Here is a 16,039-nt window from a genome sequence, read left to right on the forward strand (position 1 = left end):
CGTCCACTTTGCGAATCTCATCGCCAGCCCACGTTTTGAACGCGGATTCATTTGACGAAGCGGCGTTGAGCCGATTAGCTTTCTCTCCAGGGGTGGCAGCACTGCCACCGGGGTGAAAGCAGATAATGAACATGGCCGGCTGGCTGAACTTCAGAAGCCTGAATCAGGAAGGCATTGTCTTTGCCATAGCGGTGGTGCTGTTCGTTGCCGCGGCTATAGGCCTGCCAGGCTTCATCGATGCCAACAATCTGGTCGCCATTATCCGCTCCGTCTCGGTGCTGGGTATACTGGCGCTGGGCATGGCTGTCGTCATCATCGGCCGCGGCATCGACCTGTCGGCGGTTGCGATCATGGCCATGTCGGTCGCCTGGTACCTGCAACTGCTCAACAGCGGAACGCCGGACGGGCTCGCCTTCGCCTATGTGCTGGCCGGCGTGCTCGCCATCGGCCTGCTCAACGGCTTTCTCGTCGCCTACGCCGATGTACCGGCGATCTTCGTCACGTTGGCGACCGGCTCTTTCGTCTTCGGCTATGTCCGTTCGCAATTGATCACGCAGGACGCCGTGCCGGTGCCGCAGGGCCATTGGGTGGAACTGCTCGGCGGTCTGCGCTTTCTCGACGTCCCGATCGAGGTGTTCGTCTTTGCGGGGCTGGCGTTCCTGTTCTTCCTGTTCCTGCGCTGCACCAAATGGGGCCGCTACATCTATTTCGCCGGCGACAATCCGGTCGCGGCGCGCAATATCGGCATTCCGGTACGGCCGATGCTGGTCCTGCGTTACGTGCTCTCGGCATTCGTCGCCCTGATCGCCGGCCTTTTGACCGCGGCCAGCCTGCATTCGATCAACACGCGTGTCGTCAATTCGACGCTGCTTTACGACATTGTGCTGGTGGCGGTGATCGGCGGCATCGGGCTGTCGGGCGGGCGGGGCGGGGTGCGCAATGTGCTGGTCGGCGCCGCGCTGATCGGCATCCTGCTCAACGCCATGACCATCATCGACATTCCGCTGCTCTACCAGAACCTGATCAAGGCGGCGATCCTGCTCGGCGCCATCATCGTCGACGGCATCATCAATCCGCGCGACGAACAGACCGCGCAACAAGGTGACATTTAGAGCAGATGGGCTAGCCCATCTTGCTCTGGGGTACCCGGTCCGATCGGGACGATCGGCCGGCAATGAAAACCGAACCAGAGGATGAGACATGAAACTGATCAGAACACTCATGGCGGCGGCCACGGCGCTGGCCGTCACCGCCTTCGTGGCGCCGACCTTTGCCGCCGACGATCCAGGCCCCGCTGCCTATGCACAAGCGCTGAAAGGCAAGCGCGTCATGCTGGTGCCGCTGGCGATGGGCTTCGACCTGGCGCAGGGCTGGGCGCATTATCTGAAGAAGGAGGTCGAAGCCTGGGGCGGCACGTTCGAAACGCGCGATCCCAACTGGGTCGTCGATGCCGGCGCGCAGGCGATCACCGACGCGATCTCGTCCGACACCAGACCTGATGTGCTGATCATCCATGCGCCGGACCTCAACTCCTATTCCAAGCTTATGAAGAAGGCGCAGGCCGCCGGCACCTATGTGATCCTGGTCGACAATCCGGCGAATTTTCCCGCCGATGCTTTCGTCGGCAGCGACTGGGACCGGCTCGGCCAGCTCGAGGCGGAAGCCGCGATCAAGGGCTGCGGCGAGAACTCGTCCAAGAAGATCGGGCTGGTGCAGGGCGACCAGGCCAACTCCTCCAGCCTTTACCAATATGCCGGCATCATGAAGGTGCTGGACAAGCATCCCGACTTCAAGGTCGTGGCCAAGCCCGATTCCAACTGGGATGCGACGACCTCGCGCAACGTGACCACGACCATGCTGCAGCAGAACCCGGACATCTGCTCGATCATCGACTTCTGGGATGGCGATGCCACCGGCGCATCGGCCGCGATCCGCGACGCCAAGCTCGACGGCAAGGTGTTTTTGGTCACCACCGGCGGCGGCGAAAAGGCGGCCGATTGCGACAAGCTGAACGACGGCACCTACGGCGCCGTGGTGATGACCGATCTTGCCCGCCAATCGGGCGACATGAACGCCATCATCAAATTCCTGCTGCAGAGCGGCCAGCCGGCCGGCACCTCCCACACCTACATCTACACGCTGGAGAAGGCGACGACCAAGGCCGACCTAAAGCCCGACAGCTGCTGGGACCTGAAGGCGCTGCAGGCCGAAGCGGCGGCAAAGTAAGCTGATCGTCTGCAACCGATATCGACGAGGTGGCCGGATTGTCCGACCACCTCTTTCTCTTGTGGCCCCAGACCTGGCAGCAGTGACCCGATGAGCTTTCGCGAACGCCTCCAGTCCTGGCGCTACAATCTCGTGCCCGACCATCTCGTCGGCGAGATCCTGACCAAGCGCTGGACCGACAACGCCATTCCCTTCCTGGCGCTGGTGGTGACATTGGCGACTTTCGGCTCGATCATTCCGGGCTTCTTCAAGCTTTCTTCCCTGCAGGAATCGACCCGCCAGCTCGGCGAGTTTTCGATGGTCGTCACCGGCATGACGGTGGTGATGCTGGGCGGCGGCATCGATCTCTCGGTCGGTTCGATCTTCGCGCTGTCCTGCTTTTCCGCCGTCTATGTCTTCTTTATCCTCGAACAGTCGATCTGGCTGGCGCTGGCCGCCTCGCTCGCCACCGGGTTGGTGTTCGGCGCGATCAACGGCTACCTCGTCGGCTACCTCAGGCTGCGGGCGTTCCTCACTACGCTGGTGACCTTCATCTTCGGGCGGGCGCTGTTCGACATCCTGGTCACCACCTATGCAGCCGATGTGCAGCTTTCGACCGCTACGTCCGACGTGCTCGATTTCATCGGCGACAGCACTTTCTGGGGCCTGTCCGTCTCGGTGTGGCTGGCGATCATCCTCGCCATCGTCACCCATATCGCGCTGACGCGCTCGCGGCCGGGCTGGCACGTGCTGGCGGTCGGCGGCTCCCGGCGTTCGGCGCACAATGCCGGCATCCGGGTGCGCCGTACCGTGTTCATGACCTACGTCTTTTCCGGCTTCTGCGCCTCGATCGGCGGCTTTCTCATTGCCTGCCGCTTGAGCGGGGCGGGGCCAGGCACCGGCCTCAATCTCGAGATCATGGCGCTGACGGCGGCGGTGGTCGGCGGCGTCAGCCTCGGCGGCGGGCGCGGCTCGGTGATCAAGGGGCTGATGGGCGCCATCATCGTGCTGACCATGACCAACGGGCTGATCCGGCTGGGCTATGGCACCGGTACCAACCAGATGGTGCTCGGCATCATGCTGGCGGTGGCGGTGACCATCGACATTCGCTGGCTCAAGAACCGCCACAAGGTGCTGAACGAGGTCTATGTCGCGCCGGTCTATCTCAGGATGGGCGAAACCCAGTCCGCGGTGCCGGGTTCGGGCACGCCTTACGCGCTCGACAACCGGCTGTCGGCGGCCGACCATATCGGGCTCGGCGAACTGGAAGGGCCGGAAGACGTCATCCTCGACCGCGACGACAATCTCTATTGCGGCACGCGCCATGGCGAGATCGTTCGCTTCTTCGCGCCGGATTATGTCAGGTCGGAGGTGTTCGCCCATATTGGCGGTTTTCCGCTGGGCTTGGCCTTTGACAAAGGGGGCAATCTGATCAGCTGCGTCGGCGCGATGGGGCTCTATTCCGTCTCTCCGGATCGCGCGGTCAAAAGGCTGTCGGACGAGACGTCGCGCTCCTGGACCTCGATCGTCGACGATGCGCGGCTGCGCGATCCCAATGATTGCGATATCGCGCCGGACGGCCGCATCTATTTTACGGACTCGACCAAGCGCTATGACGCGCATGACTGGGCGCTGGACTCGATCGAGAACCGCGCCACCGGCCGCCTCCTGGTCTACGATCCCAGGGATGGGTCGACCAGGACGCTGCTCGACGGCTACCGTTACACCAATGGTGTCTGCATGGCGCATGATGGCAAGTCGCTGTTCTTCGCCGAAAGCTGGGCCTGCCGGGTGCATCGCTATTGGCTGGAAGGGCCGAAGGCGGGCACCGCCGAATGCGTCATCCGCGACATGCCGGGCTATCCCGACAACATCAACCGCGCGTCGGACGGCAATTACTGGATGGCGTGGCTGGGCATGCGCACGCCGAGCTTCGACCTGTCGTTGCGCCACCCCGACATGCGCAAGCGCATGACGCGCCGGCTGCCGCAGGACGAATGGCTGTTCCCCAACATCAACACCGGCGGCGTGGTGAAATTCAACGAGAAGGGCGGCATCGTCGAGGCGATGGGCGACTTGACGGGCGGCGCGCACCCGATGGTCACCTCGATGCGCGAGCACAAGGGATATCTGTTCGTCGGCGGCATCCTCAACAACCGCATCGGCCGCTACAAGGTTTCCGGCGCCGACCCGAACTGGACCAGCTCCGCCTCGTATTGGGGAGCGCAGCCATGATCCTCGACCCGATCCTGGATATGTTTCGTGGCAAGGCGGTGACCATCCCGCCGCTCGACGGCGCCTTCCGTCCCAACACGCGGCTGGATGAGGCGCCTGCGTTTGTCGGATTGACCGAACCGGACAATCTGCTGGTTGCCGATGGCGGGCTGCTGGCCTCCAGCGGCAACGCCATCTATTCGCTTGCCGCCGACACTGAACCGAAGGTTGTCGAGACCTTTCCTTCCCCAATCACGGCGCTGGCTCTGTCGCCATCGGGCCAACTGACGGTGGGGCTCGAAAGCGGCAGGCTGCTGATATCGGGCAAGGAAGTGTCGCTGCCGGCCGGCGTCAGCTGCATCACCGCTCTTGCCTACGCCGAGGACGGCACTTTGTGGTTGGCCAACGGGTCGACCGAGCATGCGCCATCGCAATGGGCCGCCGATCTGATGACGAAGGGCGCATCCGGTTCGCTTTGGAAGCGAAACGCGGCAGGCGGCGAGTTCCGCAAGGTGGCCGGCGGGATCGCCTTTCCCTATGGGCTCCAGCCCCTTGGCAGGGATGTGCTGGTGAGCGAGAGCTGGCGTCACCAACTCGTGCGCTTCGATGGCGCGACCGGCAATCGCTCGACCGTGATGACGCATCTGCCCGGCTATCCCGCTCGGCTGTCGCCGGCCGGCGATGGCGGGGCGTGGCTGACCTTGTTCGCGCCACGCAACCGGCTGATCGAATTCGTGCTGCAGGAAACGCACTACCGCCAGGACATGATCGACCAGGTGCCGCCGGCTTACTGGATCGCGCCGGCGATGGCCTCCCGCCGCAGCTTCCTCGAACCGCTGCAATGTGGCGGCATCAGAACCATGGGCATCCACAAGCCGTGGTCGCCGAGCCGTTCCTACGGGCTGGTAGTCAAGCTCGATCAAAACATGCAGCCGCAATTCAGCCTGCACAGCCGCGCCAACGGCACACGCCACGGCATTTGCAGCGTGGTGGAAAAGGGCGGCCAGCTGTTCGTTGCTTCCAGGGGTGGCGATTGCGTGCTGGCCGTCGACCTCGCCTCGGGAGGTTTCTGATGGAACCAATTATTCGCCTCGAAAACGTCACCAAGAATTATCGGGGCGTTCCTGCAGTCAAGAACGTCAGCTTCGAACTGCGCAAAGGCGAAATCCACGCACTGCTCGGCGAGAACGGCGCGGGTAAATCGACACTGACCAAGATCATCGCCGGTGTTGTCGACGCCACGTCCGGCAGGATGTTCCACAAGGGCCGGGAGATCGCCTACGCCTCGCCGCATGCCGCACTCGAGGCCGGCATTGCCATGGTGTTCCAGGAGACCAGCCTGGTGCCGTCGATGACGGTGGCGCAGAACCTCTATCTCGGTACTGAAAAATTCCTCAACCGGCTGCGCGGCACGTATATTTCAGCACAGCAGTTCCTGCAGTCGCTGAATTTTCCGGTCGATCCGAACGCCATGGTGGCGACGCTGGGCGCGGCCAAGCGGCAGATGGTCGAGATCGCGCGCGCCGTGCACCACAAGGCCGAGATCATCATCTTCGACGAGCCGACGGCGACCCTGACGCCGGAGGAGAAACGCCATTTCTTCGCGCTGATCCGGCGGCTGAAGGCGAACGGTGTCTCGATCGTCTTCATCAGCCACGCGCTGGAAGAGGCATTGATGATTGCCGACCGCATCACCATCCTGCGCGACGGTGAGCTGGTGGTCACCGACGACACGCCGGCCTTCGACCGCGACAGAATTGTCGCCGCCATGGTCGGGCGCACTTTGTCGGGGCAGATCTACCGCCAGCGCGACGAAGCCAAGCTGCGCAAGGCGGGCCGGAAAGTGCTGTCGGTGCAGGACATTTCGATGAGCAATGTCGTGCGCAATAACTCCTTCTCGATCTTTGAGGGCCAGATCACCGGCGTGTTCGGGCTGATCGGCTCCGGCCGCACCGAGACCTTCAAGGTCGTGTCGGGCATCTACAAGCGCGATTTTTTGCGCGGCGGTACAATCGAACTCGACGACAGGCCGGTGCGCTATCTCGTGCCGAGCGAAGCGGTGGCGGACGGCATCGTCTATGTCACCGAGGACCGCAAGAGCGAAGGCATCTTCGAGACGATGAGCATCGCCGAGAACCTGTTTGGCGGCCTGCTGGCGGCCGGCCGTGAAAAGGCCTGGGTGATCAACCAGCAGGAGATGCACGCGCTATCGGCCGAGTGGACGAAGACGCTCAACATCAAGGCGATCAACGACAATGCTCGCGTGGTCGAACTCTCAGGTGGGAACCAACAGAAGGTGGTGATCGGCAAGGGGCTGGTGCAGCAGCCGCGCATCGTCATTTTCGACGAACCGACGCGCGGCGTCGATGTCGGCGCCATCGCGGAGATCCACCAGATCATCAACCGGCTGGCCGACGAGGGCTTGGCCGTGGTGGTGATCTCGTCCTATTTGCCGGAGATCATGAACCTGTCGGATCGGATACTCGTCTGCCGGCAAGGCCGCATCGTCGAGGAGTTTTCTCCGGCGGAGGCCACGGAGGAGAAGATCATGTACGCGGCGGTGCACTAGGGGGCGGGGAAGGCGGATGATCGCACCGTTGGATGGAACACCGGAGGTTAGCCGCCTCATCCGCCATTTCGTCATCCACGGGCGGAGCAAGGAGCGCAGCGACGCGGCGCAGATCCGAGGATCCATGCCGGGGCTCGGAAGCGCTGCTACGGTGCGGAATTTCGCTCTGCTGCACACTTCGATAGACGTCACGGAATGGATCCCAGGGTCTCCGCGACGGCGCTTCGCGCCTGCTTCGCCCAGGGATGACGAAGTTTAGTGCTTCGGCAAATCTGCAAACGCTTTTGCGCATCGAAAGCTGAATTAGAAGGGCCGGTTAGCCGCCTTTGCTCGAGACCTGATTCAACGACCTGATCCACCGAGCCAACGAAAGGAAACGCCATGGCCACGACAAAACTCCTGAGCGATGCCGAGGTGGAAAAAATCCCGGCCGTGAAGGCCGTGTTCGACGATATCCGCGCCACGCGCAAATCGGATTTCGTCAATAATTTCTGGCGCGGGCTGGCCAATGATCCGGCGGCACTGAAGCGGATCTGGGAGCAGTTGAAGGTCGTGATGGTCGCCGACAGCGCCATCGATCCGCTGACCAAGGAGATGATCTACATCGCGGTTTCGACCGCCAATGGCTGCTCCTACTGCGTGCATTCGCACACGGCGACGGCGCGCGCCAAGGGCATGACAGACGCGCAGCACGGCGAGTTGGTGTCGATCATCGGGCTCGCCGGGCAGACCAATCATCTGGTCACGGCCATGCAGATCCCGGTCGATCCGCAATTCGAGGTGAAAAGCTAGCCGTCAGCCAGCCTATCGGGATGGCGGGGAACATTTGTCCCCTGCCTGTTAAGGAAGTGACATGTAACGGCACTAAGGAGACCCACGCGAAGTCGCGCCGGTGGGTTTCCGGCAGCCGGCTCTCGCAGTGGAGCCGGCATGAAAATCGTCCAGATCACCGATACCCATTTCAGCCCGACCAAGCCGCATTTCAACGGCAATTGGGAGCCGCTGGCCGCCTGGATCGCGCAAAGCGGCGCTGACCTCGTCATCCACACCGGCGATCTCAGCGTCGACGGCGCCGACAAGGACGACGACATCGGCTTCTGCATGGAGCTGATGCGGGAAATCTCGGTCCCGATGCTGCTGGTGCCGGGCAATCACGATGTCGGCCATCTGCCGGGCTCCTTGCAGCCGGTCAATGCGGAACGCCTCGAGCGCTGGCGCCGGCTGGTTGGTCCCGATTATTGGACGGAGGACGCCGGAAACTGGCGATTTATCGGTCTCGACAGCCTGCTGATGGGCTTTGATGATGCCGAGGAAGAGGCCCAGTTCGAATGGCTGCGTGCGGCGCTGGAAAGCCGTGGCGGCCGGCGCGTCGCGCTCTTCGCCCACAAGCCGCTGTTCATCGACGAGCCCGGCGAAGGTGACACCGGTTACTGGAGCGTCCGCCCAGCACAGCGGCAACGTCTCTACGATCTGATCGGTGCCAATGACGTGGCGCTCTTCGCCAGCGGTCACCTGCACCGGGCATGGCAAGGCAAATACGAAAACACCGCGCTGGTCTGGGGTCCGTCGGCCGCCTTCGTCGTCGGCGACATGGAGCGCGACATGCCGGGCGAACGGCTGCTCGGCGCCGTCGTGCATGAATTCGACGATACAGTCACCAGCGAGATCGTCGCTGTTCCCGGCATGACCGTCCATGTCCTCGATGACGTGGTCGAGGAAGTCTACCCGCACGAGGCGCACAAGGTCCGCAAGAAGGTCGCGTCATGAGCGCGCTCTCGCTTCGCGGCCTGAATAAATCCTTTGGCGGCAATGCCGTCCTGAACGGCGTCAGCCTCAATGTCGAAGCGGGCGAGTTCATCGCCCTGGTCGGTCCCTCGGGCTGCGGCAAGAGCACCTTGCTGCGCATTCTTGCGGGGCTTGATCATGCCGACAGCGGCGAGATCTTCGTTGCTGGCAAGGACATGTCTGCGGTCGCCGCGGCCGATCGCAACATCGCCATGGTGTTCCAGTCCTACGCGCTCTACCCGCATCTGACGGCCGGCCAGAACATCGCCGTTCCGCTGGCCATGAAGCGGCTGAGCCGGACGCAGCGGCTGCCGCTGGTCGGCTCGGTCCTGCCGGGCCAGAAAGAAATCCGCGCCGGCATTTCGCGCGATGTCCGCGAGATGGCGACGGTACTCAAGATCGACCATCTGCTCGACCGCAAGCCTGGGCAGATGTCGGGCGGCCAGCGGCAGCGTGTCGCCCTGGCGCGCGCCATGGTGCGGCGCCCCTCGATCTTCCTGATGGACGAGCCGCTTTCCAACCTCGACGCCAATCTGCGGGTGCACGCCCGTGGCGAGATCGTCGAACTGCACCGCCGCGCCGGCGTGCCGACGCTCTATGTGACGCATGACCAGGCCGAGGCGCTTTCGATGGCCGACCGGGTGGCGGTGATGATCGGCGGCAATCTGCTGCAACTCGCCGCGCCCGAGGCGATCTACAACGATCCGGCCCATATCGAGGTCGCCCGTTTCGTCGGCCAGCCCAGGATCAACATCATACCGGCACTTGCCGAAAATGGCCGTGTCAGCTTCGAAGGCATCCGGTTGGCCCTGATGGAGAAGGTGGCAAACGGCCCGGTCAGCCTCGGCATCCGGCCCGAATTCGTCAAACTGTCTCCCAGTGGGCGGAGCGGCCTTGCCGGCCGGATCGAGCGCCTCGAATTCCTCGGTTCGGAAGTCATTGCCCATTGCCGGCTCGATGCGACCGGCGACATCGTCATCGCCAAGCTGGCGCCGCACGAGGCGAGGGACCTGATTGCGGGAATGCCGGTGGGTATCCTCCTTCCACCCGAGCATGCCATGGTCTTCGGGCCGGAGGGAAAGCGGCTGCGCACGGCGAGCGCCGCGCCCGCACGCCAGGAGCCGGCCTATGTCTAGCGTCGCGCTGGCTGGCAATATCCCGAGCGCCGCGGCTCTCCACAGGCGCAGCGAGGACCGCACCGCCTGGCTGCTGGCGGCCCCGGCGATCGTGCTCTTGCTGCTATTCGTGCTGCTGCCGGTGGTCGCCGTCATCTTCCTCGGCTTCACCGATTTCGAACTCGGTTATGGCAAATTCCGCCTGGTCGGCTTCGAGAATTACGCGCATCTCCTGACCGACCGCACCTTCCGCAAATCGCTGTGGAACACATCGGTCTATACGGCGATCGTCGCACCGGTCTCGATCGTGCTTGGCCTTGGCGTCGCCTTGCTGATCGAAGGCGAACCTCGGGCGCGCGGTTTCTTCCGCACCGTCTATTTCCTGCCGGTCGCATCGCTGATCGTCGCCATGGCGACAGTCTGGCAATATCTCTTCCACCCGACCATCGGGCCACTCAACGCGCTGCTTGCGCTGGTCGGCATTCCTGGCCCGAACTGGCTCGGCGCCTCCAGCACCGTGCTCTACAGCCTGTCGATCATCGGGGTCTGGCAGTCGGTCGGCTTCAACATGGTGCTGTTCCTGGCTGGCCTGACGGCGATCCCGCGCGAGCTCTATGCCGCTGCTCACGTCGATGGCGCGAAATCGGCGCTCGACCGGTTTTTCCTGGTCACCTGGCCGATGCTCGGGCCGACGACGCTGTTCGTCGTCACGATCAGCATCACCAATGCGGTGAAGGTCTTCGAAACCGTGAAGATGCTGACCGACGGCGGGCCCAACAAGGCCTCCGAAGTGCTGCTGTTCACCATCTACCAGGAAGGCTTCGTCTACCTGCGCGTCGGCTATGCCTCGGCAATGACCGTCGTCTTCCTTGCGATCCTGGTCGTGCTGATGCTTCTCCAATACCGCGTACTCGACCGGCGGGTGCATTACACATGACCAGCCTGCCTGCCGGCCGCATCGTCCGTTTCGCGCTGCTTTCGCTGGGCGCGCTGATGATCCTCGCGCCTTACATCTTCATGATCTCGACCGCGGGCAAGACGCAGAGCGACATCTTTACCTCGTCGCTGTCGCTCGTCCCCCAGCATTTCTACTTCGCCGAGAATTTCGCCAAGGCGCTGAGCAAGGTGCCGATGGCAACGCTGCTGTGGAACGGCGTCGTCGTGTGCGGCCTGATCTTCTTCTTCCAGGTGCTTGTCGCGATTCCCTGCGCCTACGCCATGGCAAAGCTGAAATTTCGTGCCGCGCGGCTGATGATGGTGCTGGTCATGCTCGGCCTGCTGGTACCGATCCATGCCACGGCGCTGCCGCTCTATGTCGCCTTCGACAGGATGTCGCTGCTCAACAGCTACACCTCGCTGGTGGCGCCGTTCACCATCTCGGTGTTCGCGATCTTCATGTTCCTGCAGTTCTTCCGCGCCATGCCCGACGACCTCATCCACGCAGCAAGGCTCGACGGCATGTCCGAGCTCGGGATCGTCGCGCGCGTCATCGTCCCCAACGCCTGGCCGGCCGTCACCGCGTTTGCGATCTTTTCGGTGGTCGCCCACTGGAACGATCTCTACTGGCCGCTGATCGTCGTCAGCAAGCAGGCCTACGCCACGCCGCCGCTCGGCCTGATGTATTTCCGCGCCGCCGAGGCGGGCGACGATTACGGCGCGCTGATGGCCGCCACGCTGATCATCACCCTTCCACTCGTCGTCGCCTTCCTGTTCGCACAGAAGCGCTTCGTCGAAGGCATCACCATGACCGGTCTCAAAGGCTGACCGGGTCGAACCAGGAGTACGAGCACATGAAGCAACTTCCCAGGATTCTTGCAGCGGCGGCGATCTCGCTGACGACAGTCCTTCCGGCCTATGCCGACACGACGCTGACGGTCCATTATCCGATGCCCGGCTTCTTCAAGAACGTGATGGACACGATCTCGAAGAAGTTCATGGAAGAAAATCCCGACATCAAGATCCAGTTCGCCAGCCCGTCCGCCACCTATGAGGAAGGCATCCAGACCATCCTTCGCCAGGCCGGCACCGACGAAATGCCCGACATCACCTTCATCGGGCTCAACCGTCTGCGCATGCTCAACGAACGCGACGTCGCCGTCGATCTTGGCCCGCTGGTCAAGAAGGAAGGCAACATGGCTGAGCTCGGCTTCTCCGACACGATCCTGAAGCTGGCGCAGGTCAACGGCAAGCAGGTCGGCCTCGCCTTCGCCACCTCGAACCCGATCATGTATTACAACGCCGACCTGGTGAAGGCCGCCGGCGGTGATCCGGACAGTCCGCCCAAGACCTGGGACGAGGTCATCGCGCTCGGCGGCAAGATCAAGGCGCTCGGCAATGGCGTCGACGGCATCGACTTCCGCTGGCAGGGCGACGACTGGATGTTTTCGGCGCTGCTGTTCGGCGCCGGCGGCAAGATGCTGAACGAGGACGAAAGCAAGGTCGCCTTCAACGGGCCGGAAGGCGAGAAGGCAGTCGAGATCCTGCAGCGGATGGTGAAGGAGGGTGGCATGCCGGTCTTCACCAAGCCGGCTGGCGAGCAGGCCTTCGCGGCCGGCAAGGTTGGCTTCGAGTTCCAGACCACCGGCGCGCTGGTCAACACCATCAAGAACGTCGGCGACAAGTTCACGCTGCGGACGGCCAAGATCCCGCTGATCGATCCGGCCAACGGCCATCTGCCGACCGGCGGCAATGCCGTGGTCATCCTGACCAAGGATGCCGCCAAGCAGGACGCCGCCTGGAAATTCGCGAAATTCGCCGCCGGCCCTTATGGCGCGTCGGTCGTCGTGCCCGGTACCGGTTATGTCCCCAACAATGAACTCGCGGCGAAATCGCCGGAATATCTCAGTGATTTCTACAAGAAGAACCCGCTGTTCCAGGCCGGGCTCAGCCAGATGCCGCTGATGGTTCCGTGGTATGCCTTTCCGGGGACCAACGGTGTGAAGGTGACACAGACCATCGTCGACAATCTGTCGCGGATCGTCGACCAGTCGGCGACGCCCAAGGAAGCGCTCACCGACGCGGCAAGCGACGTCGAAGGCATGCTGCCGACGCAGTAAGGACTTGCCAGGGCATCGCCGCGCCAATGGCGCGGCGAACTCCCTGGCGGTCAAGCCGGCCGGTAGATCCGCTCCGCCGTATTCCAGAAGATATCAGCCTCGGCCGCCGGACCGTGCTTCGCTACAGCCGCGCGGTGGGCCTTGATCAGTTCGGCGTGGCTCGTCCACAACTTCTCGATGGGGAAGTTGGAACCGAACATCAGGTGATCCGCGCCCAATATCTCGATCGCGTTGTCGACGATATAGGCGATCAGCGCCGGGTCGTTGCGGTGGACGAAGGTGCCGAGGCCAGACAGCTTGGCGTAGACGTTCGGCGCCGCCGACAGCGTGCGCAGCCCAGCCTTCCAGTCTTCGGTGGTTTCCTGATCCATGCCGGTCAGCATGCCGGCGTGGGTGAGGATGAAATTGGTCTCTGGATTTTCTCCGACCAGCGTCAACCCGTCTTTCATCTGGGCGGGAAAGAGCTGCAGGTCGAAGGACAGGTCATAATCCTTCAGCCGCGCTACATTGGCTCGTACCCTGGGATCGATCACCTGATCGGGGCCAGTGGCGAAGCGGAAGGCCGGGGTCTCGTGCCAATGCAACTGCATGCGCACGCCGCGCAGCAGCGGATATTTTTTCAAGCGGTCGATCTGGGGTCTGATATCGTCCACCGTCATGTCGGTGTAGCCGACGATGGCGTGCGGCCAGCCGGTTTCATCTGCCGTTTTCTGCAGGAAGGCGACTTCCTTTTCGAAGTCCTCCTTCGCCCAGTTGGTCTGGACGTAGACCGCTTTCTCGACGCCGGAACCTTGCTGGTCGGCGAGAAACTCCTCGATCGGGTAGTCGCGGCGGATCGGCTCGTAGGGGCCGAAGATGCGCGGCACCATCGGCCCGACCAGCCAGGGCTGGTCCTGCTGGCGCCAGATGTGGAAATGCGCGTCGATGGCTTTCTGCATCACGATACCCTTTTCCAGATTGTCGCCGCCCGTGGGGCAGGGCGGGCGAGCGACAGGATGAAATCGGTGAGGCCGGCGAGCGACGAGCCGTCGACCAGATCGTCCAGGTCAGGCAGGATGGCGCGAAGTGCCGCCGTTGCCGGCTGGAAGCGCGGGTCGCCGGCCAAAGGTGTCGCCAACGACAGCCGGAACGCGCGGGCGCTCAGCCGGCGCATCGCCGTCTCCAGTTCGGCATGGCCGCCGCGCTCCAGCGCGTCGGACAGGATGATCACTGCCGCACCACGTGCGAAGGCGGAAAAACGCGGCACGGAGAGGAAGGCAAGCAGCGTTGGCCCCATGAGGGTGCCGCCGTCCCAGTCGTCGACCTGGGCTGCCGCGCGCGCCAACGCCTGGTTCCTGTCGCGGATCCGCAGCGCTGACGTAATGCGGTTTAGGCGCGTGCCGAAGGTGAAGATTTCTGCCCGGTCAGCGCCTTGCACGGCGGCATGCGCGAGCTTCAAATAATCCGACGTGTGCAGCTTCATCGAGCCGGACACGTCGATCAGGATCAGCAGTTTGCGCGGCACGGTCTGGCGGCGGCGCAACAAGGGTGAGGGGACATCGCCATCGGCGCTGACGATTTCCCTGAGCGAGCGGCGCAGGTCGAGCTTGCCGCGCGAATGAGTGCGCACCGTGCGGAAGGAGCGGCGGGCAGGCAGGGCGCTCGACAGTTGACGGCGGAAGGCGGTCAGCCTGTCGTTGTCGCGCTGGAAGTCGCGGCTGCTCAACTGTTCGATCGCCGAGGATAGCTCGCCGCCTTCCTGTCGCTGCTCGGCTTCGATCCGCTCGTCGTCGGCGCCGCCATCATCCTTGACGCGGGTTTCCTCGTCGCTGTCGCCTTCCACCACGGCTGATGTGTTGCCGTAAAAATGGCTTTGGAAATGCGCCTCGAATTCGTCGCGGCGGTCAGGTGGCGGCGCCAGGGTGGCCAGCGCTGCCTGGCGGATGTCGGCCATCGAGCGGGGGCCAAGCAAGGTTACCGCCTGCATGAAGCCGGAGACTTGTTCGGGGGCTATGGCAAAGCCGTAGCGACGCAGCAGGCGGGCGAAGCCGAGCAAGGGCGCCGCAGCGGGAGGTACGCTCTCCTCGCCCCGTTTACGGGGAGAGGATGCCGGCAGGCAGGTGAGGGGCAGCGCCGACTTCTGGCCATCGTGGCGCCGCCCCTCATCCGCCCCTTCGGGGCACCTTCTCCCCGTGAACGGGGCGAAGGGATCGTTGACGTCCCGGCTCACGCCAGTGCCTCCTGGACGATGCGGCCAAGCTCGGGGGCGATGTAGGAGAGGTCTTCCTCGTCCTTGATCAACACGCCGATGGCGCGGCGGAAGGCTTCCGGCCACGGGCTGCCGCCCTTCTCCAGGATCGTCGCGGCATTTGCCCATTCGACGGCTTCGGCGATGCCGGGCGGCTTGGCGAGCGGACGGGCGCGGATGGTCTGCACGGCGGCCGCCACCGCGCGCGCGGTAGCCTCCGCGACATCGCCAGCACGCAGCATGATGATGGCGGCCTCGCGTTCGGCGTCGGGATAGCCGATCCAGTGATAGACGCATCGGCGGCGCAGCGCCTCGGCGAGTTCACGGGTGCGGTTCGAAGTCAGGATGACGATCGGCTGTGCGGCGGCACGGATGGTGCCGCGCTCGGGGATGCTGATCTGGAAATCAGACAGGAATTCCAGCAGCAGCGCTTCGAATTCATGGTCCGAGCGATCGATCTCATCGACCAGCAAAATACGCTGCCGCGGCGCCTTCAACACCTGCAGCAGCGGCCGGGCAATCAGGAAACGGTCATCATAGATGTCGATCTCGTGCTCGCCGGCATGGCGGATGGCGAGCAGTTGGCGCTGATAGTTCCACTCATAGAGCGCATGCGCGGCGTCGATGCCTTCATAGCATTGCAGGCGCACCAGATCGCGGCCGAGCAGCTCGGCGATCGCCTTGGCGGCTTCCGTCTTGCCGACGCCCGGCGCGCCTTCGAGCAGCAGTGGCTTGCCCAGCCGGATCGCCAGGAAGATCGCGGTGGCGAGGCTGTCGTCGGCCAGATAGCGCGAGGCGGCGAGGCGCTCGGCCACCGCCTCCGGCGAGCTCGCGAGCGTTTCGGCGTTTCCCTCGGGCATGTCGGTCC

Annotated in this window: 14 protein-coding genes; 11 read left to right on the top strand and 3 right to left on the bottom strand. The window is 63.6% G+C overall.

Going from position 1 to position 16,039, the window contains the following annotated elements:
• Positions 1-125 precede the first annotated feature (125 nt).
• The 11 genes from LB555_RS27795 (at position 126) to LB555_RS27845 (ending at position 12,944) form a co-directional block, all read left to right on the top strand.
• Positions 126-1,112 (top strand): ABC transporter permease, encoded by a 987-nt coding sequence (locus LB555_RS27795; protein WP_224684243.1) that lies wholly within the window; start codon positions 126-128, stop codon positions 1,110-1,112.
• 88 nt (positions 1,113-1,200) lie between these two features.
• Positions 1,201-2,226 (top strand): sugar ABC transporter substrate-binding protein, encoded by a 1,026-nt coding sequence (locus LB555_RS27800; RefSeq protein ID WP_015317085.1) that lies wholly within the window; start codon positions 1,201-1,203, stop codon positions 2,224-2,226.
• Positions 2,227-2,316: 90 nt separating this feature from the next.
• Positions 2,317-4,440 (top strand): ABC transporter permease, encoded by a 2,124-nt coding sequence (locus LB555_RS27805; protein ID WP_224684244.1) that lies wholly within the window; start codon positions 2,317-2,319, stop codon positions 4,438-4,440.
• On the top strand, positions 4,437-5,492 hold the full coding sequence (locus LB555_RS27810; RefSeq protein ID WP_224684245.1) for a hypothetical protein: 1,056 nt from the start codon (positions 4,437-4,439) through the stop codon (positions 5,490-5,492). Before LB555_RS27805 ends, LB555_RS27810 begins: the two co-directional genes overlap by 4 nt.
• A complete protein-coding gene (locus tag LB555_RS27815) occupies positions 5,492-6,988 on the top strand; it encodes a sugar ABC transporter ATP-binding protein (RefSeq protein WP_140822370.1) in 1,497 nt (498 codons plus the stop codon). Before LB555_RS27810 ends, LB555_RS27815 begins: the two co-directional genes overlap by 1 nt.
• Positions 6,989-7,369: 381 nt before the next feature.
• Positions 7,370-7,780, top strand: coding sequence for a carboxymuconolactone decarboxylase family protein (locus LB555_RS27820; protein WP_224684246.1), 411 nt, complete (start codon positions 7,370-7,372; stop codon positions 7,778-7,780).
• A gap of 138 nt (positions 7,781-7,918) precedes the next feature.
• On the top strand, positions 7,919-8,755 hold the full coding sequence (locus LB555_RS27825; protein WP_224684247.1) for a metallophosphoesterase family protein: 837 nt from the start codon (positions 7,919-7,921) through the stop codon (positions 8,753-8,755).
• Positions 8,752-9,909, top strand: coding sequence for an ABC transporter ATP-binding protein (locus LB555_RS27830; protein WP_224684248.1), 1,158 nt, complete (start codon positions 8,752-8,754; stop codon positions 9,907-9,909). The genes LB555_RS27825 and LB555_RS27830 overlap by 4 nt, the downstream gene beginning before the upstream one ends.
• Complete coding sequence (locus LB555_RS27835) at positions 9,902-10,825, top strand: carbohydrate ABC transporter permease (RefSeq protein ID WP_015317092.1); 924 nt, start codon at positions 9,902-9,904, stop codon at positions 10,823-10,825. Before LB555_RS27830 ends, LB555_RS27835 begins: the two co-directional genes overlap by 8 nt.
• On the top strand, positions 10,822-11,652 hold the full coding sequence (locus tag LB555_RS27840) for a carbohydrate ABC transporter permease (protein WP_140873231.1): 831 nt from the start codon (positions 10,822-10,824) through the stop codon (positions 11,650-11,652). The genes LB555_RS27835 and LB555_RS27840 overlap by 4 nt, the downstream gene beginning before the upstream one ends.
• A 26-nt stretch (positions 11,653-11,678) precedes the next feature.
• Positions 11,679-12,944: an ABC transporter substrate-binding protein gene (locus LB555_RS27845; protein WP_224684249.1), complete on the top strand. Its 1,266-nt coding sequence runs from the start codon at positions 11,679-11,681 to the stop codon at positions 12,942-12,944.
• Positions 12,945-12,994: 50 nt separating this feature from the next.
• Here the strand turns inward: LB555_RS27845 and LB555_RS27850 are convergent, their stop codons facing one another.
• The 3 genes from LB555_RS27850 to LB555_RS27860 are packed head-to-tail and all read right to left on the bottom strand — an operon-like array spanning position 12,995 to position 16,031.
• Entirely contained in the window at positions 12,995-13,882 is an 888-nt protein-coding gene (locus LB555_RS27850; RefSeq protein WP_181171117.1) for an amidohydrolase family protein, read from the bottom strand.
• The gene (locus LB555_RS27855; protein ID WP_224684250.1) at positions 13,882-15,153 is read right to left on the bottom strand and encodes a vWA domain-containing protein; all 1,272 of its coding nucleotides are present in this window, start codon (positions 15,151-15,153) and stop codon (positions 13,882-13,884) included. The genes LB555_RS27850 and LB555_RS27855 overlap by 1 nt, the downstream gene beginning before the upstream one ends.
• A complete protein-coding gene (locus LB555_RS27860; RefSeq protein ID WP_224684251.1) occupies positions 15,150-16,031 on the bottom strand; it encodes an AAA family ATPase in 882 nt (293 codons plus the stop codon). Before LB555_RS27860 ends, LB555_RS27855 begins: the two co-directional genes overlap by 4 nt.
• Positions 16,032-16,039 lie beyond the last annotated feature (8 nt).

It is taken from the genome of Mesorhizobium sp. BR-1-1-10 (genome assembly GCF_020165595.1).
In the GTDB taxonomy this organism is placed as follows: Bacteria; Pseudomonadota; Alphaproteobacteria; order Rhizobiales; family Rhizobiaceae; genus Mesorhizobium; species Mesorhizobium australicum.